The sequence below is a fragment of the Neisseria sp. RH3002v2g genome, from assembly GCF_014596425.2.
Classification (GTDB): Bacteria; Pseudomonadota; Gammaproteobacteria; order Burkholderiales; family Neisseriaceae; genus Neisseria.
On sequence record NZ_CP110721.1, the window covers coordinates 1,261,345 to 1,285,339 of the forward strand.

18 protein-coding genes are annotated in these 23,995 nt (G+C 51.4%); 10 read left to right on the top strand and 8 right to left on the bottom strand.

From position 1 onward, the window contains the following. Window positions 1–126: 126 nt before the first annotated feature. Together acnB and BBP27_RS06045 are read right to left on the bottom strand one after the other, a co-directional pair. Window positions 127–2,712, bottom strand: coding sequence for a bifunctional aconitate hydratase 2/2-methylisocitrate dehydratase (gene acnB, locus BBP27_RS06040; RefSeq protein WP_188211455.1), 2,586 nt, complete (start codon window positions 2,710–2,712; stop codon window positions 127–129). A gap of 200 nt (window positions 2,713–2,912) precedes the next feature. Further along, window positions 2,913–3,950 carry a sensor histidine kinase gene (locus BBP27_RS06045; RefSeq protein WP_070814357.1) on the bottom strand — a complete coding sequence of 346 codons (1,038 nt, stop codon included), beginning with the start codon at window positions 3,948–3,950 and terminating at the stop codon, window positions 2,913–2,915. A 93-nt stretch (window positions 3,951–4,043) separates the two neighbouring features. Between BBP27_RS06045 and argH the strand changes: the two genes are divergently transcribed. Together argH and BBP27_RS06055 are read left to right on the top strand one after the other, a co-directional pair. Continuing rightward, window positions 4,044–5,423: an argininosuccinate lyase gene (gene argH / locus BBP27_RS06050; RefSeq protein ID WP_188211454.1), complete on the top strand. Its 1,380-nt coding sequence runs from the start codon at window positions 4,044–4,046 to the stop codon at window positions 5,421–5,423. A gap of 166 nt (window positions 5,424–5,589) precedes the next feature. Further along, complete coding sequence (locus tag BBP27_RS06055) at window positions 5,590–6,114, top strand: hypothetical protein (RefSeq protein WP_188211453.1); 525 nt, start codon at window positions 5,590–5,592, stop codon at window positions 6,112–6,114. Between the two features lie 50 nt (window positions 6,115–6,164). On the opposite strand, the gene fumC is transcribed toward BBP27_RS06055, so the two are convergent. Continuing rightward, on the bottom strand, window positions 6,165–7,553 hold the full coding sequence (fumC, locus tag BBP27_RS06060; RefSeq protein WP_049359952.1) for a class II fumarate hydratase: 1,389 nt from the start codon (window positions 7,551–7,553) through the stop codon (window positions 6,165–6,167). 308 nt (window positions 7,554–7,861) lie between these two features. Here fumC and BBP27_RS06065 point away from each other — a divergent pair, with 308 nt between their 5' ends. The 7 genes from BBP27_RS06065 to BBP27_RS06095 all read left to right on the top strand — a co-directional run bounded on the left by BBP27_RS06065 (window position 7,862) and on the right by BBP27_RS06095 (window position 15,711). Beyond that, window positions 7,862–9,781, top strand: coding sequence for a TonB-dependent receptor (locus BBP27_RS06065; protein WP_188211452.1), 1,920 nt, complete (start codon window positions 7,862–7,864; stop codon window positions 9,779–9,781). Between the two features lie 58 nt (window positions 9,782–9,839). After that, complete coding sequence (locus tag BBP27_RS06070; protein ID WP_188211451.1) at window positions 9,840–10,817, top strand: ABC transporter substrate-binding protein; 978 nt, start codon at window positions 9,840–9,842, stop codon at window positions 10,815–10,817. Window positions 10,818–10,993: 176 nt separating this feature from the next. Further along, window positions 10,994–12,004, top strand: coding sequence for an alpha/beta hydrolase (locus BBP27_RS06075; RefSeq protein WP_188211450.1), 1,011 nt, complete (start codon window positions 10,994–10,996; stop codon window positions 12,002–12,004). A 113-nt stretch (window positions 12,005–12,117) separates the two neighbouring features. Beyond that, window positions 12,118–12,915, top strand: a complete 798-nt coding sequence (locus BBP27_RS06080; RefSeq protein ID WP_265511044.1) for an ABC transporter permease — start codon at window positions 12,118–12,120, stop codon at window positions 12,913–12,915. Then, a complete protein-coding gene (locus tag BBP27_RS06085) occupies window positions 12,915–13,607 on the top strand; it encodes an ATP-binding cassette domain-containing protein (RefSeq protein ID WP_188211410.1) in 693 nt (230 codons plus the stop codon). Before BBP27_RS06080 ends, BBP27_RS06085 begins: the two co-directional genes overlap by 1 nt. A gap of 203 nt (window positions 13,608–13,810) precedes the next feature. Continuing rightward, window positions 13,811–14,425 (top strand): CadD family cadmium resistance transporter, encoded by a 615-nt coding sequence (locus tag BBP27_RS06090; protein ID WP_167435446.1) that lies wholly within the window; start codon window positions 13,811–13,813, stop codon window positions 14,423–14,425. Window positions 14,426–14,613: 188 nt separating this feature from the next. Further along, window positions 14,614–15,711, top strand: a complete 1,098-nt coding sequence (locus BBP27_RS06095; protein ID WP_188211405.1) for an NnrS family protein — start codon at window positions 14,614–14,616, stop codon at window positions 15,709–15,711. Between the two features lie 52 nt (window positions 15,712–15,763). On the opposite strand, the gene pgi is transcribed toward BBP27_RS06095, so the two are convergent. The 5 genes from pgi to zwf all read right to left on the bottom strand — a co-directional run bounded on the left by pgi (window position 15,764) and on the right by zwf (window position 21,641). After that, on the bottom strand, window positions 15,764–17,407 hold the full coding sequence (pgi, locus tag BBP27_RS06100) for a glucose-6-phosphate isomerase (protein ID WP_003745746.1): 1,644 nt from the start codon (window positions 17,405–17,407) through the stop codon (window positions 15,764–15,766). 143 nt (window positions 17,408–17,550) lie between these two features. Continuing rightward, window positions 17,551–18,399: a DNA-binding transcriptional regulator HexR gene (hexR, locus tag BBP27_RS06105; RefSeq protein ID WP_003745745.1), complete on the bottom strand. Its 849-nt coding sequence runs from the start codon at window positions 18,397–18,399 to the stop codon at window positions 17,551–17,553. 76 nt (window positions 18,400–18,475) lie between these two features. Continuing rightward, window positions 18,476–19,456, bottom strand: a complete 981-nt coding sequence (locus tag BBP27_RS06110) for a glucokinase (protein ID WP_188211404.1) — start codon at window positions 19,454–19,456, stop codon at window positions 18,476–18,478. Then, window positions 19,437–20,132 (bottom strand): 6-phosphogluconolactonase, encoded by a 696-nt coding sequence (gene pgl / locus BBP27_RS06115; RefSeq protein ID WP_188211403.1) that lies wholly within the window; start codon window positions 20,130–20,132, stop codon window positions 19,437–19,439. Before pgl ends, BBP27_RS06110 begins: the two co-directional genes overlap by 20 nt. Before the next feature lie 63 nt (window positions 20,133–20,195). Then, window positions 20,196–21,641 carry a glucose-6-phosphate dehydrogenase gene (gene zwf / locus BBP27_RS06120; protein WP_188211402.1) on the bottom strand — a complete coding sequence of 482 codons (1,446 nt, stop codon included), beginning with the start codon at window positions 21,639–21,641 and terminating at the stop codon, window positions 20,196–20,198. Window positions 21,642–22,122: 481 nt separating this feature from the next. On the opposite strand from zwf, the gene edd reads away from it, so the two are divergent. Next, window positions 22,123–23,958: a phosphogluconate dehydratase gene (gene edd, locus BBP27_RS06125; protein WP_188211401.1), complete on the top strand. Its 1,836-nt coding sequence runs from the start codon at window positions 22,123–22,125 to the stop codon at window positions 23,956–23,958. The last annotated feature ends 37 nt before the right edge of the window (window positions 23,959–23,995 follow it).

The window sequence follows — 23,995 nt, forward strand, 5'->3', positions numbered from 1 at the left end:
ATATATCTTTCAGACGGCCTTTTATTAAACCTAAAATAAAGGACGTGATGAACACGTCCTTTATTTATCCTTTTCAGACGGCCTTTATTATTTAAGGCCGTCTGAAAATCGGTTTACCTTGTTACATTAAACATTTACTTTCTCGGCTACTTCGTTGTAGCTGTCGATTTCATTGAAGTTCATGTAGCGGTAGATTTGGTCGCCCTGTTCGTTGATGATGCCGATGTTGGCTTGGTATTCTTCAACGGTCGGGATTTTACCCAGTTTGGAGCAGATTGCTGCCAACTCAGCCGAGCCGAGGTAAACGAAGGTGTTTTTACCCAAGCGGTTCGGGAAGTTGCGGGTGGAAGTGGACATGACGGTCGCGCCTTCGTGTACTTGTGCTTGGTTACCCATACACAATGAGCAACCCGGCATTTCCATACGCGCGCCTGCACGGCCGAGTACGCCGTAGTGGCCTTCGTCGGACAACTCTTTCGCGTCCATTTTGGTCGGCGGCGCCATCCACAGGCGGACGGGGATGTCGGACTTGCCTTCCAAAAGTTTGGAAGCGGCGCGGAAGTGACCGATGTTGGTCATGCACGAACCGATGAACACTTCGTCGATTTTGGTGCCGGAACGTTCGGACATGAAGCATACGTCGTCCGGGTCGTTCGGGCAGGCGATAATCGGCTCTTTGATGTCGTCCATGTTGATTTCAATCACGGCAGCGTATTCGGCATCTTTATCCGCTTCGAGCAGCTCAGGATTTGCCAACCATTTTTCCATGGCTTTGATGCGGCGTTCCAAAGTGCGCGGGTCTTGATAGCCGTCGGCAATCATGTTTTTCATCAACACGATGTTGGATTTCATGTACTCGATAATCGGCTCTTTGTTGAGCTTCACAGTACAGCCTGCTGCGGAGCGTTCGGCGGATGCGTCAGTCAATTCAAAAGCTTGTTCCACTTTCAAATCAGGCAGGCCTTCGATTTCGAGGATGCGGCCGGAGAAGATGTTTTTCTTACCGGCTTTGGCCACGGTCAGCAAACCTTGTTTAATCGCGTAAAGCGGAATGGCGTTCACCAAATCGCGCAGGGTTACGCCCGGTTGCAGTTTGCCGCTGAAGCGTACCAATACGGACTCAGGCATATCGAGCGGCATCACGCCGGTGGCTGCTGCGAAAGCAACCAAGCCGGAACCGGCAGGGAAGGAAATACCGATAGGAAAACGGGTGTGGCTGTCGCCGCCAGTGCCGACGGTATCGGGCAGCAGCAGGCGGTTGAGCCATGAGTGGATCACGCCGTCGCCCGGACGCAGAGCCACGCCGCCACGGGTAGAAATAAAGGCGGGCAGTTCTTTATGGGTTCTGACATCGACAGGTTTTGGATAAGCAGCGGTGTGACAGAAAGACTGCATCACCATATCGGCGGAGAAGCCCAAACAAGCCAAGTCTTTCAACTCATCGCGGGTCATCGGGCCGGTAGTATCTTGCGAGCCGACTGTCGTCATGCGCGGTTCGCAGTAAGTTCCCGGACGTACGCCTTGTCCTTCTGGCAGACCGCAGGCGCGACCGACCATTTTTTGCGCCAACGTGAAACCGGCTTTGCTTTCGGCAGGCGCTTGAGGCAGGCGGAATTCGGTGGAAGCAGGCAGTTTCAGGGCTTCGCGCGCTTTGGCGGTCAGACCGCGACCGATAATCAGGTTGATACGGCCGCCGGCTTGCACTTCGTCCAGCAATACTTGGGATTTCAGGCTGAACTCGGCAACGGTTTCACCGTTTTTCACGATTTTGCCTTCATAAGGCAGAATATCGACGACATCACCCATTTTCAGCGCGGAAACATCGACTTCAATCGGCAGCGCGCCGGAGTCTTCTTGAGTATTGAAGAAAATCGGTGCGATTTTGCCGCCCAAGCAGACGCCGCCGAAGCGTTTGTTCGGTACGAACGGGATGTCTTCGCCGGTATGCCAAATAACGGAATTGGTTGCGGATTTGCGTGAAGAACCGGTACCGACTACGTCGCCGACGTAGGCAACCGGATGACCTTTGGCTTTGAGTTCTTCCAACAATTTAATCGGACCGACTTCGCCCGGTTTGTCAGGTGTGATGCCGTCGCGCGGGTTTTTCAGCATGGCCAGCGCATGCAGCGGAATATCGGGGCGACTCCATGCATCAGGTGCAGGAGAGAGGTCGTCTGTATTGGTTTCGCCGTCAACTTTGAAGACGGTAACGGTGATTTTTTCAGGAACTTTGGCACGAGAAGTAAACCATTCGGCATCTGCCCAAGATTGCAATACTTCTTGCGCGTATTTGTTGCCTTTTTCGGCTTTTTCTTGAACATCGTGGAAAGAGTCGAACATCAGCAAAGTGTGTTTCAAACCATTTGCAGCAATAGGCGCAAGTTTGTCGTTGTCTAAGAGTTCGATTAAGGCGTGGATGTTGTAACCGCCGAGCATGGTACCCAACAGTTCGGTCGCATATTCGGGGGAAATCAACGGGCTGGATGCGCTGCCTTCGGCAACGGCAGCCAAAAATGAAGCTTTGACTTTGGCGGCATCGTCCACACCGGGCGGTACGCGGTGAGCCAACAGCTCAACCAAGAATTCACCTTCACCGGCAGGCGGATTTTTCAGCAGCTCAACCAAATCAGCAGTTTGCTGAGCAGTCAGAGGAAGGGCGGGAATACCAAGGGCAGCGCGCTCGGCGGCGGCTTTACGATAGGCTTCTAACATCTCTTTGTTCCTTTTTCTGTTTTTTCTTCTGGGCAGTTGCAAATGATTTGCAGTTAAAGATTGTAAACAATCCTTTTGAGCATCATAGACCAGTTTTCAAAAAATGGGAACAGTTATGTTACTGAATGTAATAAATTTAAACTATTTTATTTAATGTATTAATAGCCTAATTTATCTCAAGCCGCCCTCTTCTACGCGTTTTAGCCAAACAAACGGGAAACTTCGGCTGATTTTTTACGGTACGGCAAAATGATTTCAACGCGGAACAGGCCGTCTGATTGGATGCTTCTGATTTTTGCATCGGTGTCATACATCAAAGTCAGGCGCTCTTTCAGGTTGCGTAAGGCCATAGAATTGCCTTTATGCGGCTTGGTATTTTCATTAGGTTCCGTTCCGCACGGATTCTCGATACTGATGAAAATAGAGGATTTTTCCAATTTTGTTAATACCGTAATTATCCCTGGGCGGTGGGTGGATTCGACACCATGAAAGACGGCATTTTCCAAAAGCGGCTGCAGCAGCAGATGCGGCGTTTCCGCATCGTCGGGCGCATGGTGTTGCCACATAACCTGTACGCGCATATGCCCCATGCGGATTTGCTCGATGGCAATATATTCCTGCGCCCACTCAATTTCCTGCCCCAAGGTACTGTTTTGACTGCCGTCGCGCAGCTGTGCACGGAACAGGTTGGCCAGATTTTCCAGCAAAGTTTCCGCATCATACGGGCGCAGACGGATTAAGCTGATGGCGGCATTCAGGCTGTTAAACAAGAAATGCGGACGGATACGCGCCGTCAACGCGCTCAGCCTGGCTTCGGAAATGGAAGGCACAAGGCTGTTGCGGCGGGCGGCTTCGATGTACATGAAACTGAAACAAAAAAAGGTCAGCAAAAAGAAGTGTTGAATCAGCGGCCACATCTCTGTCTTCAAAATCACTACATCGACAAACAAGAAAATCAGCAGGTTGGAGACGTAGGAAATCACGACACTATACTGCGAGCGAAGCAGGGACGGCGCAAATGCCTGTAAAAAATAGACCTTAAGTAAAATTAAGAGGATGACGGGGCAAGCCCATGAAAAATGTTGGAAAATCTGTTCCGGATAAGGCACGCCTGATACCGTCATCAACGGAAAGATAAACAAACTGATTAATAGAACAATAAGCAGGCGCACCAAAGTTGCGGAATTGCGCAAATCCGGCACTGCGAAATTCTGGTTTATTTGACGTATAATAGACATGATTTCAACCGTTTTCTTTCATAATGTATAGACGGGTCTGCTATATTGAAGACGTAGACCCTGTTTTTTTATTTATATTTTAAGGATGCTGATATGAGCAAGGACAAAACCTGGTCAGGCCGTTTTAACGAACCTGTTTCCGAGCTGGTCAAAAAATATACCGGCTCGATTGATTTTGACAAACGGCTGGCAGAATGGGACATCCAAGGCTCGCTGGCACACGCGCAAATGCTGACACAGTCGGGCGTTTTGAGCGAAGACGACCTCTCGGCCATCCGTCAGGGTATGGCCGAGATTATAGCAGAAATCAAAGAAGGAACGATTTCCTGGTCGCTGGATTTGGAAGATGTCCACATGAACATCGAACGCCGCCTCACCGACAAAATCGGCGATGCGGGCAAGCGTCTGCATACCGGCCGCAGCCGCAACGACCAAGTCGCTACCGACATCCGCCTGTGGCTGCGCGATCAAATTACCGTTATCCAAAGCCTGATTCAAAACCTTCAGACGGCCTTAGTCGATTTGGCGGAACAAAACGCCGAAACCGTCATGCCCGGCTTTACCCACCTGCAAGTTGCCCAGCCGGTCAGCTTCGGGCATCACATGCTCGCCTACGTTGAAATGCTCGGCCGCGATTTCGAGCGCATGGCCGACTGCCGCAAACGCGTCAACCGTATGCCGCTCGGCGCCGCCGCACTGGCCGGTACCACCTACCCGATTCAACGCGAAATTACCGCCGAGCTGTTGGGCTTTGAACAAATCTGCCAAAACTCGCTCGATGCCGTATCTGACCGCGATTTTGCCATTGAGTTCACGGCTGCCGCTTCTCTGATTATGGTTCACCTAAGCCGCCTTTCCGAAGAATTGATTTTGTGGATGAGCCCGCGTTTCGGCTTTATCGATATTGCCGACCGTTTCTGCACCGGCTCGTCCATCATGCCGCAAAAGAAAAACCCTGACGTACCCGAACTCGTGCGCGGCAAATCCGGTCGCGTGATTGGCCACCTGATCGGCCTAGTTACCCTGATGAAATCGCAACCTTTGGCATACAACAAAGACAATCAGGAAGACAAAGAGCCGCTGTTTGACACTGCCGACACGCTTATCGACACGCTGCGGATTTACGCCGACATGATGCGCGGCGTAACCGTCAAACCCGACAACATGCGCGCCGCCGTAATGCAGGGTTTTGCAACGGCTACCGACTTGGCGGATTACTTGGTGAAAAAAGGCATGCCTTTCCGCGACAGCCACGAAGTTGTTGCCCAAGCCGTACGCCATGCCGATGAAGCTGGCGTTGATTTGAGCGAATTGCCGCTTGAAGTCCTGCAAGGGTTCAGCGGTTTGATTGCCGAAGATGTGTACACTGTGCTGACACCCGAAGGCAGCTTAAACGCGCGTAACCACTTGAGCGGCACCGCGCCTGAACAAGTCCGTTTCCAAGTCAAACGCTGGCGTGAATTATTGGCTTAAACCCATCTAAACACATAATAAAAGGCCGTCTGAAAATTTTCAGACGGCCTTTTGATTACCTGTGTTACACTCAACCTCACAATAAAAACTGATAAAACCTAAACTTACCTTCAAACGAGAAAACACGCCTCCTGACTTTGCCGCCATCTTCAAAAAAGGAGCGAGGATGAAAAACATTGTCTTAAAATTGGCTATGATCTGCCTATTCAGCGGCTGCTATGCCGTATTCGTCGCCTGGGAAAATGGCGGATTCAGCCAGCTCCATGATTTCCAAGCAATAGAGCGCAACGGCATGAGCGCATACCTTCATCAAACCTCCGCCGCCACCATGCAGGCTGAAAAAAACGAGCTGTCGATTTTGCAAAACAACCAAAACAGCTTAGCCTCTTGCGTCGGCATTGAATCTTTATGCGAACAAGCCAAGCCAGGCATCTGGGTTGAGCATGCAAAATTCTTACAACACAAGGACACGGGCAAATTATTGGTACTTTCGTTGGACTATTTAGAAAACAATGACACCGCCAAAACCCTACACAACCGCTATTCTGCATCGCTCCTCCCCCAAGCAGACAGAACGGAAGCGTGGCATTACGCCTGGCGTACATTTTTGAGCTCAATAATGTTTCTAATGGTCATCAATCTGACGCCAATGATTTTTGCCCTATTCGAAGAAAAGACAAGCGAAGCATAAAAACATGCCGTCTGAACACATTTTCAGACGGCATGTTTCATTATTAAAGCTTAACGCGGATGAACCATATCGGCAGGAACGACCAATTCGTCAAACTCTTCGCCTGTCAACAAGCCTAATTCGATGGCGGTTTCGCGCAACGATTTGTCGTTTTTGTAGGCGGTTTTGGCGACTTTCGCGGCGTTTTCGTAGCCGATTTTGCGGTTTAACGCAGTAACCAGCATCAGGGAATGGTGCAGGAAATAGTCGATTTTTTCCGGTACGGGTTCGATGCCGACGGCGCAGTTTTCGTTGAAGCTGTTGCACGCATCGCCCAACAGGCGGATGGATTGCAAGAGGTTGTAGGCGATGACGGGCATATAGACGTTCAGCTCGAAATTGCCCGACGCGCCCGCCATGCCGATGGTAACGTCGTTGCCGAACACTTGGCAGCACACCATGGTCATCGCTTCGCATTGGGTTGGGTTGACTTTGCCCGGCATGATGGACGAACCCGGCTCGTTTTCGGGGATTTTGATTTCACCCAAACCGCAACGCGGGCCGCTTGCCAGCCAGCGGATGTCGTTGGCGATTTTGTTCAGGCTTGCCGCCAACGTTTTCAATGCGCCCGAAGCGGCAACGGCGGCATCGCGTCCGCCCAAGGCTTCAAATTTGTTCGGCGCGCTGACAAACGGCAGGCCGGACAGTTCGGCGAGTTTGGCGGCGGCTTTTTCGGCGTATTCGGGATGGCTGTTCAAACCCGTACCGACTGCCGTGCCGCCTAAGGCGAGTTCGTACAAACCTTTGAGCGCATCGTTCAGACGGCCTAAGCCGTGATCAAGCTGGGAAACGTAGCCGGAAAACTCTTGTCCCAAAGTCAGCGGCGTCGCGTCCTGCAAATGGGTGCGGCCGATTTTGACAATGGGGGCGAATTCTTTGGCTTTTTTGTCCAATGTATCGCGCAGGGCTTTTACCGCCGGAATAAGGTGGCGGTTGATTTCAATCGCGGCGGCGACGTGGATGGCGGTCGGAAACGCGTCGTTGGTCGATTGCGCGTGGTTCACATGGTCGTTGGGATGGACGGGCTGATACGCCGCCAAACCCGTACCGGCGATTTCGTTGGCGCGGTTTGCCAACACTTCGTTCATGTTCATATTGGACTGCGTGCCGGAGCCGGTCTGCCACACTACCAATGGGAACTGCCCGTCGAGCTTGCCGTTCAACACATCGTCCGCCGCCTGCGTAATCAAATCCGCCTGTTCGGGCTTAATCCTGCCGAGGGAAACATTGGTGGCAGCTGCGGCTTTTTTCACCAGCGCCAAAGCATAAATCAACGGCTGCGGCAGGGTTTCGCCGCCGATTTTGAAATTGTTGCGGCTGCGCTGGGTCTGCGCGCCCCAATAGGCTTCGGATGGGACTTCGACATTGCCCATGGTGTCGTGTTCGGTACGGGTACTCATGCGTTTCTCCTATATTCAAACAGAAATAATAATGATTCGTAAATTTATTATACCCAGCAAAAGGCCGTCTGAAAAGAGAGGGGTTTTCAGACGGCCTTTTGCTTTATTAACCTGAAATATTAATAGAAGATAAAACCCGATTTCGGAGCAAATACAACCTGCGCCGCCGCTCCCCTCTTCTAAAAATTTTCCTCCTTGCCGATTTGTGTTCTACGCTAGGTATTTATCGACAATAAATACCTTATCGTTTCTTTACTTTGTTTTTCTCCAAGAGCATAATGAATAAAAATGATTATCAGGAGATGAAGATGAAACGAAAACATTTGGTTTACCTGTTAATGAGCAGTTTTGCCGCTGCAAACGGCTTTGCCGAAACCTTGGCAGACCCTGATGAAATCCAGCCTGTCAAAACCTTCTCCCCTCCCAAACCGATTGCGCCGACCGCCGCACAAGGCTATTTCCCCGAAAACCAATTCGACCGCACCGACCTCAGCGATCATTACTTTGTTACCGAAAACATAGACCAAGCCTTCCGTCCGTTGAAAGCAAACAGCGGCTTCTACGGCAAAAGCTTTTACAACTCCGTTACCGCACAAGCGCGTGGGGCAAAAGTGTATGGCGTGGCCAACCTCAATCACACCAAGGCCAACGGCTATAAAGACGGAGACGGCAATCAGACCGATTGGAAATACAGCCGTTTTAATCAAGCTTTGGTACTCGGTTTCGTGCCGTCTGAAAATCAAGAATACCGCCTCACCTATCTACACGATGACATCAACAACGACCGCCAACCGCAGTTCGTCAACGATGCATTGGACACCGAACGCCACATCGCCAAACTCAACGCACGTTGGGGCAATGCCGATTTGAGCAATACGGTCAGCGCGGAAGCGGGCGTCATCAAACTCAAACGCCATGCCGACAATTACTCACTGCGTCCAAACAACACGCAGCAGCAAGTATTCGTAGAGCTTGACCGCAAAGTTTACGACTTCTCGCTCAAACACGACGCGGACTTCGGCAAATTTCACAACACCGCCGCCGTCAGCTACCGCAACGACAGCCAAAACGGCGAGCGCAACGCCCACACCGCCATGCGCGACTTCCTCAACGGCTACCGTTTCGCCGATGTGCATATCGACCGCTGGCGCATCGCCGATACCCTGTCTTACAAGTTCAACGACCAACACAAACTGGGCTTGGGCTTAAGCTACGAACTCAACGAAGCGGACATTCGCAAAAATACGACACAGCCTGAAAACCCAATAAAACCCGGTTTCCCCTTCGCCTCATCGCAACAAATCTGGAAAACCCATTACGGCTACGACTTCAACGGCAAAGTGCGCCGTCATGCCTTCTCAGGCGAACTCAAATACGATTTCACGCCGTCTGAAACGCAAAAATACAGCGTCTCCCTCGCGCATTTGGAACGCATCGGCGACAACACCGAACGCTTCAACTCGCTTGCCGCCATCATGCAAGACCGTACGAACGGCGCGTTAACAAATTCCAAACCGGCCGCCGCCATCGCAGGCAATCCCCTGCTGAAAACCGAAAAACACAACCGCATCAAGCTCACCGCCGACAGCCGCAACGACTACTACAACGGCTACATGAACTCGCTCGCAGGCGCGGGCTGGAACGTGGGCGGCACGCTTGTAGCGGATAAAGTCAAAGACCTGATTATTTTTGACCGCGCCCACGGACAAAGCGGCACGGTTTCCAAAGGCGGCGGCATCATCACACGCAACGTGGACGCACGATTGTTTACCGCGCAGGCCTACGCACGTTACAACTTCAATCCGCATTGGGCGGCAGGCATCAAAGCCACCTACAACTACGGACACAACGAAACCGACGGCAGGCCGCTCTATCAAATCCGCCCGTTTGAAGCCGCCGTCCAAGCCGACTACAAAAACTACTTTGCCCACGGCAGCTACAACATCGGCGCTGCAACACGCTTTGTCGCCAAACAAACACGCGGCGATTTTGACGCGGCAAGCGGTCTGGGCATAGACAAACGCGAAGCCGCCAAAGGCTTTACCGTTGCCGACGTATACGCAGGCGTAAACTTCAAAGACAAATACGGCTTGCGCCTGGGCGTGAACAACGTGTTCAACAAAAAATACGCCGAACACATCAGCGGCGACCACGTCCTCGCCCTGTCGCCCAGTGTCGTGTACGCACCGGGCAGGACATATTGGTTGAGTTTGCACGCGGCTTTTTAAAATCAGGCCGTCTGAAAGAATGCCTACACTGGCTTATTTAAGAATTAGGAGATAAAAAATGGATATGAAAAGACGCGATTTCTTAAAAATGACCGCCGCGCTGGCAGCCGCAGGCGTTTCGCCTTCATTGTTGGCAGCCGGTAAAGAACAATTTACCGTGTACGGCGCGCCGGCAATGCCCAGCGTTACCATTGCCGTAGCGGCGTTGCAAGGCAAGCTGGCGAAACAGGCAGATGTGTCGCTAAAAATTTGGCGTTCGCCCGACCAGTTGCGCGCAGGCGTAGCGAGCGGACAATTTAAAGTGATGATGAGCCCGAGCAATGTCGGCGTAAACCTGCGCAACCAAGGGCAGAAAGTCGGCATGGTCAATATTTTGACCAACGGCATCACGCAGCTGATGTGCAAAGGCGGCGCGATTACCTCGCCGCAGGATTTGGTCGGCAAAAAAATCCTTGTGCCGTTTAAAAACGACATGCCCGACATCGTGCTGCAAGCTTTGTTGAAAAAACTGAAAATCGACGCACACAAAGTCGGCATCACTTACACCGCCACGCCGCCCGAAGCGGTGGGACTGTTTTTAAGCAAAGACTACCACGCCGCCATCCTGCCTGAACCGATGGCAACCGCCAGCCTACTGAAAGGCAAAACCATGGGCGTAAACGTCGTGCGCGGCTTTGATTTGGTAAAAGCATGGGGGCAGGCGTTTGACACCAAACCGCTGATTCCGATGGCGGGCATCATCGCCAACGAAGAATATTTCCACGCACACAAAGCGCAGTTCGACATCTTCCATCAGGATTTGAAAAACGCGCTCAACTGGATACTCGCCAACCGCCAAAGCGCGGCGAAAATCGGCAAAAACTACCTCCCCGCCCCCGAACCCGCCCTAGTCATGGGCTTGGACGGCGCGCGGCTGACGGTAACCAAAGGCAGCGAAGTGAAGAACGAGATTTTGAAGTTTTACGAAATCCTGATGCAGTTCAACCCGAAACTTTTGGGCGGCAAGCTGCCGGATAACGGGTTCTTCTTGGCTTAAAGGGAAAGAGGCCGTCTGAAAGTGTAGAATAGTTGTGAGTATTCAATCTTCTATTTTTCAGACGGCCTATTAAAACAATAGCTAGAAAAGTACACAAAAAGCCGTTGCATTACCTGAAATATTGGGATATGACCTAATCTACACTTGCTATTTAATTGTTAAGACAAGGAATTTTTATGAACAAACAGCCCCTGACCATTGCCGAGCAAGGCAGCTTTTTCGTAGGAGGTACAGTAATTCAGGCAGACGGCACATACAGCACCGAAAACCCGATGAGCCACACAGGACAAACCTTTCACGGCGACCATGCCTACGTTTCCTACCAAATTCCCGTAAACGCCCGTCGCCTGCCGCTCGTTTTCCTGCACGGCGCAGGACAATCAGGCAAAACCTGGGAATCCACACCCGACGGGCGAGAGGGCTTCGGCACGTTATTTTTGCGGCGCGGTTTTACCACCTATCTTTTAGACCAACCCCGACGCGGACGCGCAGGCAACAGCACCATCGCCGACAACGCCCCCGTGTTGCCCAACGACCAGTTCTGGTTTGAAAACTTCCGCATGGGCATCTTCCCAAACCTGTTTGTGGACGGGCAATTTCCCAAAGATGCCGCCAGCCTGAACCAGTTTTTACGCCAAATCACACCCAACACTGGCGCGTATGACCTGAACGTTGTGTCCGATGCCGTTGCTGCCGTGTTCGACCGCATTGGCGAAGGCGTACTGATTACCCACTCGCAAGGCGGCGGCCCAGGCTGGCAAACTGTGCTGAAAAACCCTGAAAAAGTGAAAGCCGTGGTTTCCTACGAACCCGGCACCGAGTTTGTTTTCCCCGAAAACGAAATGCCGAGTGTAGCCACACCCGCTAACGACGCAGCCAACATTTCACTCTCGCAGCCTATCAGTGCCGAACGTTTCACCCTGCTGACCAAAATGCCTATCGTCATCTACTACGGCGACTACATCTCGGCAGACAACCCGCATTGGGCATCACAACGGTGGATTGAGCGCATCCATATGGCGCAAGCTTTCGCCGACTGTGTCAACCGACACGGTGGCGATGCCAGCGTTGTGCGCCTGCCTGAAATCGGCATACGCGGCAACAGCCATTTTGCCTTTGCCGAAGCAAATAACGTGGAAATCGCTGATGTGCTGGAGAATTGGCTTAAAGAAAAAGGCTTGGATTAGATTCGTCTGGAGGTCTCAGTTAAATATTCATGCCTCATAAATCTAAAACAATATAACCAGCTTTTTTTCAGACGACCTATTCCCCAAAACCATAACCACCAAAAAAACAAACCATGATTAAAACCGACAAAATCCGCAAACCGCAGCCTGCGGTGTTTTACATCATTGACTACCTTTGGAGCGGCTTTGCCGGTCTGAGCGTGGCGATGGGGGGGGTGGCGTTGTGGGCGTGGGGCAGTGCCGTGTTCGGTGAGTTTATGCTGCCTGCGCCGGTGGAGGTGTTTCAAAAGTCTTTGGATTTATTGCAACATTTTCAGGAAAACGAAATCGGGATTTCGCTGTGGCGGTCGGTGGTGGGCATTTTGGTTGCGTTGGTAGCGGGCTTGGCGGCGGGGCTGGTGGCGGGCAGTTTTAAGACGGCGATGGCGTTGCTCAAGCCTGTGATTACGGTTTTGTTGGCGATGCCGCCGATTATTTGGGTGGTGATGGCGTTGTTTTGGTTCGGTTTCGGCAATCCGAGCGTGCTGTTTACCATCATTGTGTTGGTTGCGCCGCTGACGTTTGCGAGTGCGGCGGTCGGGATGGCGAGCGTGAACAAGCAGCATGAGGAATTGTTTGACGCTTATAAGTTAGGCCGTCTGAAAAAAATCCGTTATCTGTATATCCCGCATCTGACGGGCTATGTGATTTCCAGCATCGGCGTGGCGGTGGCGATGGGGGTGAAAGTGGTGATTATGGCGGAACTCTTGGGCGCGAGCGAAGGCGTGGGCGCGCGGATTGCGGACGCGAGGGCGATGCTGGAGACTTCGACGGTAATGGCTTATGTGGTGTTGGTTATCGTGTTTGTGTCGCTGTTTGAATACCTGATTACCAAGCCTTTGGAAATTTTGTTTATGCCGTGGAGGAGATGATGCTCTGTCTTGAAAACGTGCGTTTTGAAATTCTCCGCGACCCCATCGTGCGCGATTTCAGTTTGAACCTGCAACATGGCGAAGTGAAAGCTTTGTTCGGGCCGAGCGGCTGTGGCAAGACGACGGTTTTGCGTTTGATTGCGGGCTTGGAAACGCCGAAATCGGGCACGATACGCAATACTTTCCGCAAAACGGGTTTTCTGTTTCAGGAAAACCGCCTGCCGGGAAACTTGACCGCGATGCAGAATATCGCTATTTTTATGGACAAACCCGATGAAGGCGAAATCATCGCGCTGGCGGCGAAAGTCGGGCTGACTGCTGGCGATTTGAACAAATATCCGACCGAATTGTCCGGCGGCATGGCGAAACGGGTAGCGTTTCTGCGCCTGCTGTTGTGCGGCTGCGACCTTGCCTTGCTGGACGAACCGTTTGTCGGTTTGGACCGCGATTTGCGCGATATTTTGGTCGCCATGTTGGTGGAAAAAATCGAGCGGCAAGGCATGGCGTGTATGCTGGTAACGCACGACCGCTTCGAAGCCACGCGCCTAAGCCATGAAATCATACTGCTTTCCGCTAAGGGCATGAACGTGCAAAACGTGATAACCCTGCCCACGCCGCTGTCCGAACGCGATTCGGCTTTTGAAGAAGCCGTGGTGGCTAGGGAGTTTCAGGGGATTCATTATTATGAGTGATGAGGGAATCTGAGTGTCTGATGAACCTTGCGGTTCGTTGCCCTCTCCCTAACCCTCTCCCACGGGGCGAGGGCCAGGGAGAGGGTAAGCAAGCCGCAGGCTTGCCTCTTTAGCGAAAGATACGAATCTGTTATCCGAACGCGATTCGGTTTTTGAAAAAGCCGTGGTGCCAAGGAGGCAGGGGATTCATTATGAGGTGCTTTATGTTTTCGACTGTGATTACTGCTGCTGTTTTATATATTGCTACAGCAGTAGATTTGTTGGTAATACTATTAATATTTTTTGCTAGAGCAAATACTAGAAAAGAATATCGAGATATTTATATCGGACAATATTTAGGTTCTGTAATTTTAATATTAGTTAGTTTATTTCTAGCTTTTGTTTTGAATTATGTTCCGGAAAAATGGGTGTTGGGTTTATTAGGTTTAATACCGATTTACTTAGGTATTAAAGTTGCTATTTACGACGATTGTGAGGGCGAAAAAAGAGCTAAAAAAGAATTGGATGAAAAAGGGTTGTCAAAATTAGTCGGTATTGTTGCTTTGGTTACAGTTGCTAGTTGTGGTGCAGATAATATTGGACTTTTTGTTCCTTACTTTGTGACTTTAGATCTTGTCGACTTATTAGTTACTCTTCTTGTATTTTTAATATTGATTTTTGTTTTAGTATATACAGCACAAAGATTGGCTAATATTTCAGGTGTTGGTGAAATTATAGAGAAGTTTAGTCGTTGGATAATGGCTGTTATTTATATTGGTTTAGGGTTATTTATTATTATTGAAAATAATACAATTCGAACAATAATATCAATAATATGAATGATACGGGCATTTGAGTATCTGACAAACCTTGCGGTTCGTTGCCCTCTCCCTAACCCTCTCCCACGGGGAGAGGGTTAGGGAGAGGGCAAGCAAGCCGCAGGCTTGCCTCTTTGACAAAAGATACAGCCCTGTCCGCCCAATAAATCCATATCCGAAAGCATCTTCATGCAGAATCAAGCCAAGCCATGAATAAATTTTTCACCCACCCTATGCGGCCGTTTTTCGTCGGCGCGGCGGTACTTGCCATACTCGGCGCGTTGGTGTTTTTCATCAGCCCCGGCGCCGTCATTTTGCACCGCCAAATCTTCTTGGAACTCATGCTGCCTGCGGCATATGGCGGCTTCCTGACTGCCGCCATGCTCGAATGGACGGGCTATCAAGGCCGTCTGAAACCTGTCGCTACTTTGATGGCGGCATTGTTGCTTGCCGCATCCGCCATACTGCCCTTTTCGCCGCAAGCTGCCTCGTTTTTCGTTGCCGCCTATTGGCTGGTGTTGCTGCTGTTTTGCGCCTGGCTGATTTGGCTCGACCGCAACACTGACAACTTCGCCCTCTTAATGCTGCTTGCCGCGTTTACCGTTTTTCAGACAGCCTATGCCGCAACTGGCGATTTAAACCTGTTGCGCGCGCAAGTGCATCTGAACATGGCGGCAGTCATGTTTGTATCCGTCCGCGTCAGCGTCCTTTTGGGTGCGGAAGCCCTGAGAGAATGCCGTCTGAAAGACCCTGTTTTTATTCCAAATATTGTTTATAAAAACATCGCTATTACTTTCTTGCTGCTGCACGCCGCCGCCGAACTTTGGCTGCCCGCGCAAACCGCCGGTTTTACCGCGCTTGCCGTCGGCTTTATCCTGCTCGCTAAGCTGCGTGAGCTTCACCATCACGAACTCCTGCACAAACACTACGTCCGCACTTATTACCTGCTCCAGCTTTTTGCCGCTGCAGGCTATCTGTGGACAGGCGCGGCGAAACTGCAAAATCTGCCTTCCTCCGCCCCTCTGCACCTGATTACCCTCGGCGGCATGATGGGCGGCGTGATGATGGTGTGGCTGACCGCCGGACTGTGGCACAGCGGTTTTACCAAACTCGACTACCCCAAGCTCTGCCGCATTGCAGTCCCCCTGCTCTTTATGGCCGCCGTCTCGCGTGCTTTCTTGATGAACGTGCACCCGATATTCTTCATTACCGTCCCCTCGATTCTAACCGTCGCCGTATTCGTACTCTATCTTTTCACGTTTGTACCGATATTTCAGGAAAATGCGTTTACGGATGATCCGGAATAAAACAAAAGGCCGTCTGAAAGTTTCAGACGGCCTTGGCATTTAACTAAATGCTTTATTTGTTGGCGTTCAAATAAAGATTAATCAGACGTGTAGTCGAGCTGTCGTGTTTTTGCACTTCAGTCTCGCCGTTCAATTCGGCAAGAATGGTTTTGGCCAATTGTTTGCCGAGTTCTACGCCCCATTGGTCAAAGCTGTTGATGCCCCAAATAATGCCTTGAACGAAGGTTTTGTGTTCGTACATGGCAATCAGGCTACCCATATTGCGCGGGTTGATTTTATCCATGAGGATGAGGTTGGTCGGGCGGTTGCCGGAGAAGGTTTTGTGCGGAACCAGCTCTTCGATGCGCTCTGCTTCCATGCCTTGGGCTTTGAGTTCGGCGCGGACTTCGTCTGGGGTTTTGCCGCGCATAAAGGCTTCGGCTTGGGCAAAAACGTTGGCCAACAGGATTTCGTGATGGCCTTGTAAATTGCTGCGTTTTTCAAGCGAGGCGATGAGATCAATCGGCGTGATGTGCGTACCTTGGTGCAGCAGTTGGAAGAATGCGTGCTGGCCGTTGATACCGGTTTCGCCCCAAATAATCGGGGAAGTTTCGTAACCGACCGGTTTGCCGTCAAGGGTAACTTGTTTGCCGTTGCTCTCCATGTCGAGCTGCTGGATGAATTTGGGCAGGCGGTGTAGGTGTTGGTCGTAAGGGGCGATAACGTGGCTGCCGCCGCCGTAGTAGTTGATGTACCAGATGCCGATGAGGGCGAGGATGACGGGCATGTTGCGTTCGAGCGGCGTATTGATGAAGTGTTGGTCCATCAGGTGCGCGCCGTTGAGCATTTCGATGAAGTTCTCTTCGCCGAGATACAGCATAATCGGCAGGCCGATGGCCGACCAGAGGCTGTATCGTCCGCCGACCCAGTCCCAAAATTCAAACATATTGGCGGTATCGATACCGAATTCGGCTACGGCTTTTTGGTTGGTCGATACGGCAACGAAGTGTTTGGCCACGGCGCTTTCATCGCCTGCATGATCCAAGAACCATTTACGCGCGGTCAGGGCGTTGGTCAGGGTTTCTTGGGTGGTGAAGGTTTTGGAGGCGATGATGAAGAGGGTTGTCTCGGGGTGAACTTTGGACAATACGTCGCGCAGTTGGGAGCCGTCCACATTGGAGACGAAGTGCATGTTCAAACGCGGATGGCCGAATTGTTTGAGCGCGGTACACATCATCAGCGGACCGAGGTCGGAGCCGCCGATACCGATGTTGACGACATCGGTGATGACTTGGTTGGTATAGCCCAACCAGCTGCCGCTGCGGACTTCATGCGCGAACTCGCCCATGCGTTGCAGGACATGGTTGACTTTAGGCATCACATCCTCGCCGTCCACGACGATGGGGGCGTTGGTGCGGTTACGCAGGGCGACGTGGAGAACGGCGCGGTTTTCCGTCGTATTGATTTTTTCACCGTGGAACATTTGCTGCATCCGTTCCGGCACGCCTGCTTCACGCGCCAGCTCGAACAACAGTGCCATGGTTTCGTCGTTGATGCGGTTTTTGGAATAATCCAAAGTCAGGCCGCCGACTTGCAGCCAGTAACGCTCGGCACGTTCGGGATCTTGATCGAACATTTCGCGCATGTGTTGTTCTTTGGTTTCGTCAAAATGTATCCATAATTTTGACCAAGCCGGTAAATCGTGAAGGTGTTTCATCGGATGCTCTCCTGGATAATGGACAGTTTTGTTGAGAAAACGGCCGTGAGGTCGTCTGAAACGGGAACGGGATGGTTTCCGTTTTTTGAGGTTTCAGACGGCCTGGATATGGGACGAGGCCGTCTGAAAATGTCAGTGAAGAATCAATCTTTATCGTATTCGATATGTTTGTTGTGTATGCTTTTTTTACTTTTTTGCAGTTGCGTGCTGGCGGTATCGCCCAAGCGTAAGGCCAAGCCGATGGCAAGAATGTCGATAACGGCCAATTGCAGAAGGCGGGACACCATAGGCGTATAAAGCTCGGCATTTTCCTGAGTGGCAATGCTCAATACGCAGTCAGCCATTTGGGCCAACGGCGAATCATTGCGGGTCAGCGCGATAACGGATGCGCCGTTTTCTTTGGCGATACTGGCTGCGTCCAACAATTCGATAGACGAGCCGGTATTGGAAATCGCCACCAGCACATCCTGCTCGGTCAATACGGAAGCCGCCATCAGCTGGGTATGCGTATCGACATAAGCAACAGTGGACATGCCGAAGCGGAAAAATTTGTGTTGCGCGTCTTGGGCTACGATGCCGGAGTTGCCGACACCATAAAACTCAACGCGTCGCGCGTGCATCAGAATGGCAATCGCGTTTTCCAGCTCGGATTCTTTCAGGAAGCGGCGCTCGCCCAAGAGGGAGGCTGCGGCATTGCCCAATACTTTTTCAACCACGCTGCCCATGTTGTCATCGGCGTTTAATTCTTCATGAACGTAAGGCATGCCTTCGTGGCCGATGCTGGCAGACAAAGCGAGTTTAAACTCAGGCAAACCTTTGTAACCCAAGCTGCGGCAGAAACGGATTACTGTCGGCTGACTGACGGACGCACGCTCGGCAATTTCCGCCACAGCGGCATGAACGAACCATTTCGGCTCGGCCAGCGCAGATTCGGCAACTTTGCGTTCTGCGCCGGAGAGGTTGGACAATGATTCGCTGATTTTGCTTAACATATACTCTACCCTTTGATTTTTTGACGTTCGGGACAAGGGTTTTCTCCACCCCTGCCCTGCACCGCCGTTTGTGTGTTTAAACGTTATTTAAATGATTGTCTAATGCCGCCGCTGCGCCGACGATGCCCGGAAACTCGCTTAATACGACATACACGGGAATAGCGGCAAGATAAGCCTCAAAGCGGCCTTTATTTTCAAAGCGGCTGCGGAACGGGGACGTTTTAAAGTAATCCAGCACGCGCGGGATAATGCCGCCGCACAAATACACGCCGCCGCGCGCACCCAATGACAAAGCCAAATTGGAAGCAACCGTACCCAGCATGGCGCAGAAAATATCCAAAGTCTGACGGCAAAGCGGAGAAGTCCCGCTTAATGCCTTATCGGTAATTTCAGACGGCTTCAGACGGTATTGCTTGATGTTGTCGCGTTTGGCCAATGCTTCGTAAATCAGGCTCAAACCTGCGCCGCTCAAGAAACGCTCGGCAGAAACATGGCCGTATTTGTTTTTAGCGTATTGCCAAATCAACACTTCCATATCGTCAAACGGCGGAAAGCTGGTATGGCCGCCCTCGCCTGACAAAGCCACCCAGCCTGCGGCGCTGTGCACCAAACCGCTGACACCCAAACCTGTACCCGGGCCGATAACGGCTTTAGGCGCAAATTCGATGGGCTTTTGCCCGCCGATTTGTACCAAGTCTTTCTTTTCGGTTTTGGTCACTGCCAAAGCTTGGGCGGTAAAGTCGTTCAACAGAATCAACGTTTCCAAACCCAACGCCTGACGGGTGGTCTCGATGGAAAACGCCCAATGGTGGTTGGTCATTTGCACCCAGTCGCCCAAAATCGGATTGGCAATCGCAAAGGCGGCGTGCAAAACTTTCGGGCTACCTGCACGTTCCAAATAAGTTTTGGCGGCATCAACGACGGTATCGTAATCTTTGCATGATAAAACTTCAGCCTTCTCAATCACTTGCGGGGCAGTTTCAAGCGCAAAACGGGCATTCGTACCGCCGATGTCGGCGACCAGGCGGGGATAAGCTTCAGTGTGCATAGTAGACATGGCAGTTAATTCCTTGATGATTGAGAATCAGGCTGGTCGGATATTCGGTATCGGCCCTTGCGGCAGCTTTATCAAATACTGCTTTTTTCTCTGCGCCTTGAATAGCCAAAAACACATTCGGCGTTTTGGCAATCGCACCCAAAGTCATGCTCACGCGCTCATGCGGCGCGGTAACCGGCGTAGTATGAATCAATGTCGGGTCATCGGCTTCATTGATTGCAGCCTGTAATTGAGGCGCTTGAGGGAACAACGACGCCGTATGTCCGTCTGAACCCATGCCCAACACCAGCACGTCAGGTTGCTTGTAATGTTTCAATGCGTAAGCAACGACAACTTCAGGTTGTAATTCAGTTTCAGATTTTCCGTCTTCAACAACCGGGATCCATGTGGCAAGGGCTGCGTTATTTTTGAGCAGATATTCGCGCACCAGGCCCGTATTGCTGTCGGCATGCGTGGTCGGGACAATACGCTCGTCCACCAAAGTAATGCCGATGTTTTGCCAATTTAAATCTTTTTGCGACAAAGCCTCGAAAAACGCAATCGGCGAACGACCGCCGGAAACGGCCAAAACCGCATGGCCTTTCTCATTCAATGCGGTTTGCAGTGCGGCAGCAACGGCATCGGCCAAAGCTTGCGCGGCAGTTGCAGCGTTTTCTTGTTCGTGCCAAACAAACATGTTTCGTCCTTTCATGGTTTCAGACGGCCTTTTGTTGGAAAACAAGGCCGTCTGAAAGAAATATTATTGCTCTTCGTGCCACTTGTTGCCGTCGCGCGCCAACAGCGCGCGCGCAGCTTCTGGGCCCCAAGAATGGGCTTCATAAGCATGCGGAGGCGTTGTATTGCTCGCCCAGTTTTCCAAAATCGGCATCACATATTCCCAAGCGGCTTCGAGTTCGTCGCGGCGGTTGAACAAAGCGAGTTTGCCGTTAATCACATCCAGCAGCAGACGCTCATAAGCCTCGGCGCGGCGGCCTTCTACGGCTTTGCCCAAATCCACGCCCAAAGACGTTACTTCCACTTTATTGCCTGCACCCGGGGTTTTCACTTGCGTGTAAAGGCGGACGGATTCGGTCGGTTGTAGCTCAATAACCAAACGATTCGGCGCGGCTTGGCTGTTGTCGAAAATATGGTTTTGCAGCGGACGGAAGTTCAACACAATTTCCGCTACTTTGCCTGCCATGCGTTTGCCGGTACGCAGGTAGAAAGGTACGCCTTTCCAACGTTCGTTTTCGATTTCGGCTTTGATGGCGACATAGGTTTCAGTGAAACTGTCTTTCGGCACATCGACTTCTTCCAGATAGCCGTTCATGCCGTTTGACGCAACATATTGGCCGCGAATAACATTTTCATTGACGGATTCGATGGTCAGCGGTTTCAACGCCTTGATGACTTTCACTTTTTCATCGCGCACGGCATCGGCATCCAAGCTGGCGGGTGCTTCCATGGCAGTCATACAAAGCATTTGCATCAAGTGGTTTTGCACCATATCGCGCAATGCGCCGGTAATGTCGTAAAACTCGCCGCGCTCTTCCACGCCCAACTGCTCGGCAATGGTCAGCTGTACGCTTTCAATGTATTTATTGTTCCACAAAGGCTCGAACATCACATTGGCAAAACGCAGGGCCAGCAGGTTTTGCAGGCTTTCTTTGCCCAAATAATGGTCGATGCGGTAGATTTGTTCTTCTTTGAAATAACGGGCCACATCCGTATTGATTTGTTGGGAAGAGGCCAGGTCTGTACCCAGCGGTTTTTCCAAAACCACGCGCACGTTATCGGCATTCAAACCGATTTCGGCAAGGTTTTCACAGGCTTGTGCAAAGAACTTCGGCGCAGTTGAGAGGTAGATCACGACATTTTCAGTATTCTTGCGCGCTTTTACCAAGTCGCCCAAAGCAATAAAGTCGTCTTTCTTTGTCACATCGACTTTCAAATACTCGAGACGTTGGATAAACGATGCCCACGCTTCTTCTGAAAAGTTTTGTTTGACATGGATTTTAGAATTCGTTTCCACTTTGGCCAAAAAACCGGCGGTATCCAATTCGCTGCGGCTTACGCCCAAAATACGACCTTCGGGATGAAGCAAACCGGCTACATGCGCCTGATACAGGCAAGGCAAAAGTTTACGCATTGCCAAATCGCCGGTCGCGCCAAACAACACCAAATCAAAATTTGTCTGTGTACTCATTGTTTCATCTCTCGTTGAGGAAGCTTGCTTCAAAACTTTTGGACTGTCGTCATCCATAAAAATCGATTAGAATCAAAAGCCTTTAAGCAATAAGCAGTAAAAAACCAATCGCCTGCACCAAAATTTCAAACAAGCGGGCTAATGAGTAGTAATACTACACATGGCTACACATTTTGTCTATTCTCATTTTTACAAATTGTTTGATTTAACATAAAAGTTTGATGACTTTTGCAGCCTATCGTTTTACGAATTGACCATACCTCGATTTAAATCAAATTTCTTACATTTAGCAAATTATTTTGTAACAAAATTACAGATTTTGTACTATAATATGCGGACGCTTCGAAGAGAAATCTTCAAATATTCAGACGGCCCTTATTATTCATTCCCACAGCTCAAGGCCGTCTGAAACATACCCAATACAAAAATCAGAAACGCGCAAACAAAATCCCTATCATATCGTTTAGCCAGGAGACCGCACATGAACCCCACTCCTATTCACCCGAAACTCGCCGAAATTACCGAGCGCATCATCGAGCGCAGCCGCCCGACGCGTGAGAAATATTTGGCGAAAATCCGTAGCGCCAAACAGATGGGACGCTTAGAGCGCAACCAGCTCGGCTGCAGCAACTTGGCACACGGCTACGCCTCCATGCCCCAAAGCATCAAAATCGAAATGCTTCAGGAAACCGTCCCCAACTTAGGCATCATCACCGCCTATAACGACATGGTTTCCGCACACCAGCCGTTTAAAGACTTCCCTGACCAAATCAAAGACGAAGCACAGAAAAACGGTGCGACTGCCCAGGTCGCCGGCGGCACGCCCGCCATGTGCGACGGCATCACACAAGGCTACGCCGGCATGGAATTGTCGTTGTTTTCCCGCGACGTGATTGCCATGAGTACCGCCATCGGTCTGTCGCACCAAATGTTTGACGGCGGCCTGTTTATGGGCGTATGTGACAAAATCGTACCGGGTTTGATGATCGGTGCGTTGTCGTTTGGCCATATCCCAGGCATCTTCGTCCCTGCAGGCCCGATGTCCAGCGGTATCGGCAATAAGGAAAAAGCCCGTACCCGCCAGCTTTTCGCCGAAGGCAAAGTCGGCCGTGATGCCCTGCTTGAAAGCGAAATGGGTTCCTACCACAGCCCGGGTACTTGTACCTTCTACGGCACCGCCAACTCCAACCAAATGATGATGGAAATGATGGGCGTACACCTGCCTGCTGCCGCCTTCGTCCACCCTTATACCGACCTGCGCGAAGCACTGACCCGCTACGCTGCCGGACACCTCGCGCGCGGCATCAAAAACGGCACCATCAAACCTTTGGGCGAAATGTTGACCGAAAAATCCTTCATCAACGCCCTGATCGGTCTGATGGCGACCGGCGGCTCGACCAACCACACCATGCACCTTGTCGCCATGGCGCGTGCCGCAGGCGTGATTTTGAACTGGGACGACTTCGACGAAATTTCCTCCATCATCCCATTGCTGATCCGTGTGTATCCAAACGGCAAAGCCGACGTAAACCACTTTACTGCTGCCGGCGGCCTGCCTTTCGTTATCCGCGAATTGCTGGACGCAGGCCTGTTGCACGACGATGTTGATACCGTTGTCGGACACGGTATGCGCCACTACACCAAAGAGCCTTTCCTCATCGACGGCAAACTCGAATGGCGCGAAGCCCCTGAAACCAGCGGTAATGAAGACATCCTTCGCAAAGCCGACAACCCATTCTCCCCAGACGGCGGTTTGCGCCTGATGAAAGGCAACATCGGTCGCGGCGTGATTAAAGTATCCGCCGTGCGCGAAGGCTGCCGCATTATTGAAGCGCCTGCCATCGTGTTCAACGACCAGCGCGAAGTATTGGCTGCATTTGAACGCGGCGAGTTGGAACGTGATTTCGTCTGTGTTGTCCGCTACCAAGGCCCGCGTGCCAACGGTATGCCCGAATTGCACAAACTGACCCCGCCTTTGGGCATTCTGCAAGACCGCGGCTTCAAAGTGGCGCTGCTGACTGACGGCCGTATGTCCGGCGCGTCCGGCAAAGTTCCGGCCTCCATCCACATGACGCCCGAAGCCTTGATGGGCGGCAACATCGCCAAAATCCGTACCGGCGACTTGATCCGCTTCGACTCCGTTACCGGCGAACTCAACGTCCTGATTAACGAAGCCGAATGGAACGCCCGCGAAGTTGAACGCATCGACTTAAGCGCCAACCAACAAGGCTGCGGCCGCGAACTCTTCGCCAACTTCCGCAGCATGACCAGCAGCGCAGAAACCGGTGCCATGAGCTTCGGCGGCGAATTTGCCTAAACCCTTTTCAGACGGCCTCTTAAAACAATCAGGTCGT

Excerpts from the sequence above, each read along its gene's own strand:
- BBP27_RS06110 (WP_188211404.1), bottom strand. The coding sequence starts at position 19,456 with ATGTCTACTATGCACACTGAAGCTTATCCCCGCCTGGTCGCCGACATC.
- BBP27_RS06045 (WP_070814357.1), bottom strand. The coding sequence starts at position 3,950 with ATGTCTATTATACGTCAAATAAACCAGAATTTCGCAGTGCCGGATTTG.
- BBP27_RS06075 (WP_188211450.1), top strand. The coding sequence starts at position 10,994 with ATGAACAAACAGCCCCTGACCATTGCCGAGCAAGGCAGCTTTTTCGTA.
- BBP27_RS06090 (WP_167435446.1), top strand. The coding sequence starts at position 13,811 with ATGTTTTCGACTGTGATTACTGCTGCTGTTTTATATATTGCTACAGCA.
- hexR (WP_003745745.1), bottom strand. The coding sequence starts at position 18,399 with ATGTTAAGCAAAATCAGCGAATCATTGTCCAACCTCTCCGGCGCAGAA.
- BBP27_RS06085 (WP_188211410.1), top strand. The coding sequence starts at position 12,915 with ATGCTCTGTCTTGAAAACGTGCGTTTTGAAATTCTCCGCGACCCCATC.
- BBP27_RS06095 (WP_188211405.1), top strand. The coding sequence starts at position 14,614 with ATGAATAAATTTTTCACCCACCCTATGCGGCCGTTTTTCGTCGGCGCG.
- pgl (WP_188211403.1), bottom strand. The coding sequence starts at position 20,132 with ATGTTTGTTTGGCACGAACAAGAAAACGCTGCAACTGCCGCGCAAGCT.
- edd (WP_188211401.1), top strand. The coding sequence starts at position 22,123 with ATGAACCCCACTCCTATTCACCCGAAACTCGCCGAAATTACCGAGCGC.
- BBP27_RS06065 (WP_188211452.1), top strand. The coding sequence starts at position 7,862 with ATGAAACGAAAACATTTGGTTTACCTGTTAATGAGCAGTTTTGCCGCT.
- acnB (WP_188211455.1), bottom strand. The coding sequence starts at position 2,712 with ATGTTAGAAGCCTATCGTAAAGCCGCCGCCGAGCGCGCTGCCCTTGGT.
- pgi (WP_003745746.1), bottom strand. The coding sequence starts at position 17,407 with ATGAAACACCTTCACGATTTACCGGCTTGGTCAAAATTATGGATACAT.
- fumC (WP_049359952.1), bottom strand. The coding sequence starts at position 7,553 with ATGAGTACCCGTACCGAACACGACACCATGGGCAATGTCGAAGTCCCA.
- BBP27_RS06070 (WP_188211451.1), top strand. The coding sequence starts at position 9,840 with ATGGATATGAAAAGACGCGATTTCTTAAAAATGACCGCCGCGCTGGCA.
- argH (WP_188211454.1), top strand. The coding sequence starts at position 4,044 with ATGAGCAAGGACAAAACCTGGTCAGGCCGTTTTAACGAACCTGTTTCC.
- zwf (WP_188211402.1), bottom strand. The coding sequence starts at position 21,641 with ATGAGTACACAGACAAATTTTGATTTGGTGTTGTTTGGCGCGACCGGC.
- BBP27_RS06055 (WP_188211453.1), top strand. The coding sequence starts at position 5,590 with ATGAAAAACATTGTCTTAAAATTGGCTATGATCTGCCTATTCAGCGGC.
- BBP27_RS06080 (WP_265511044.1), top strand. The coding sequence starts at position 12,118 with ATGATTAAAACCGACAAAATCCGCAAACCGCAGCCTGCGGTGTTTTAC.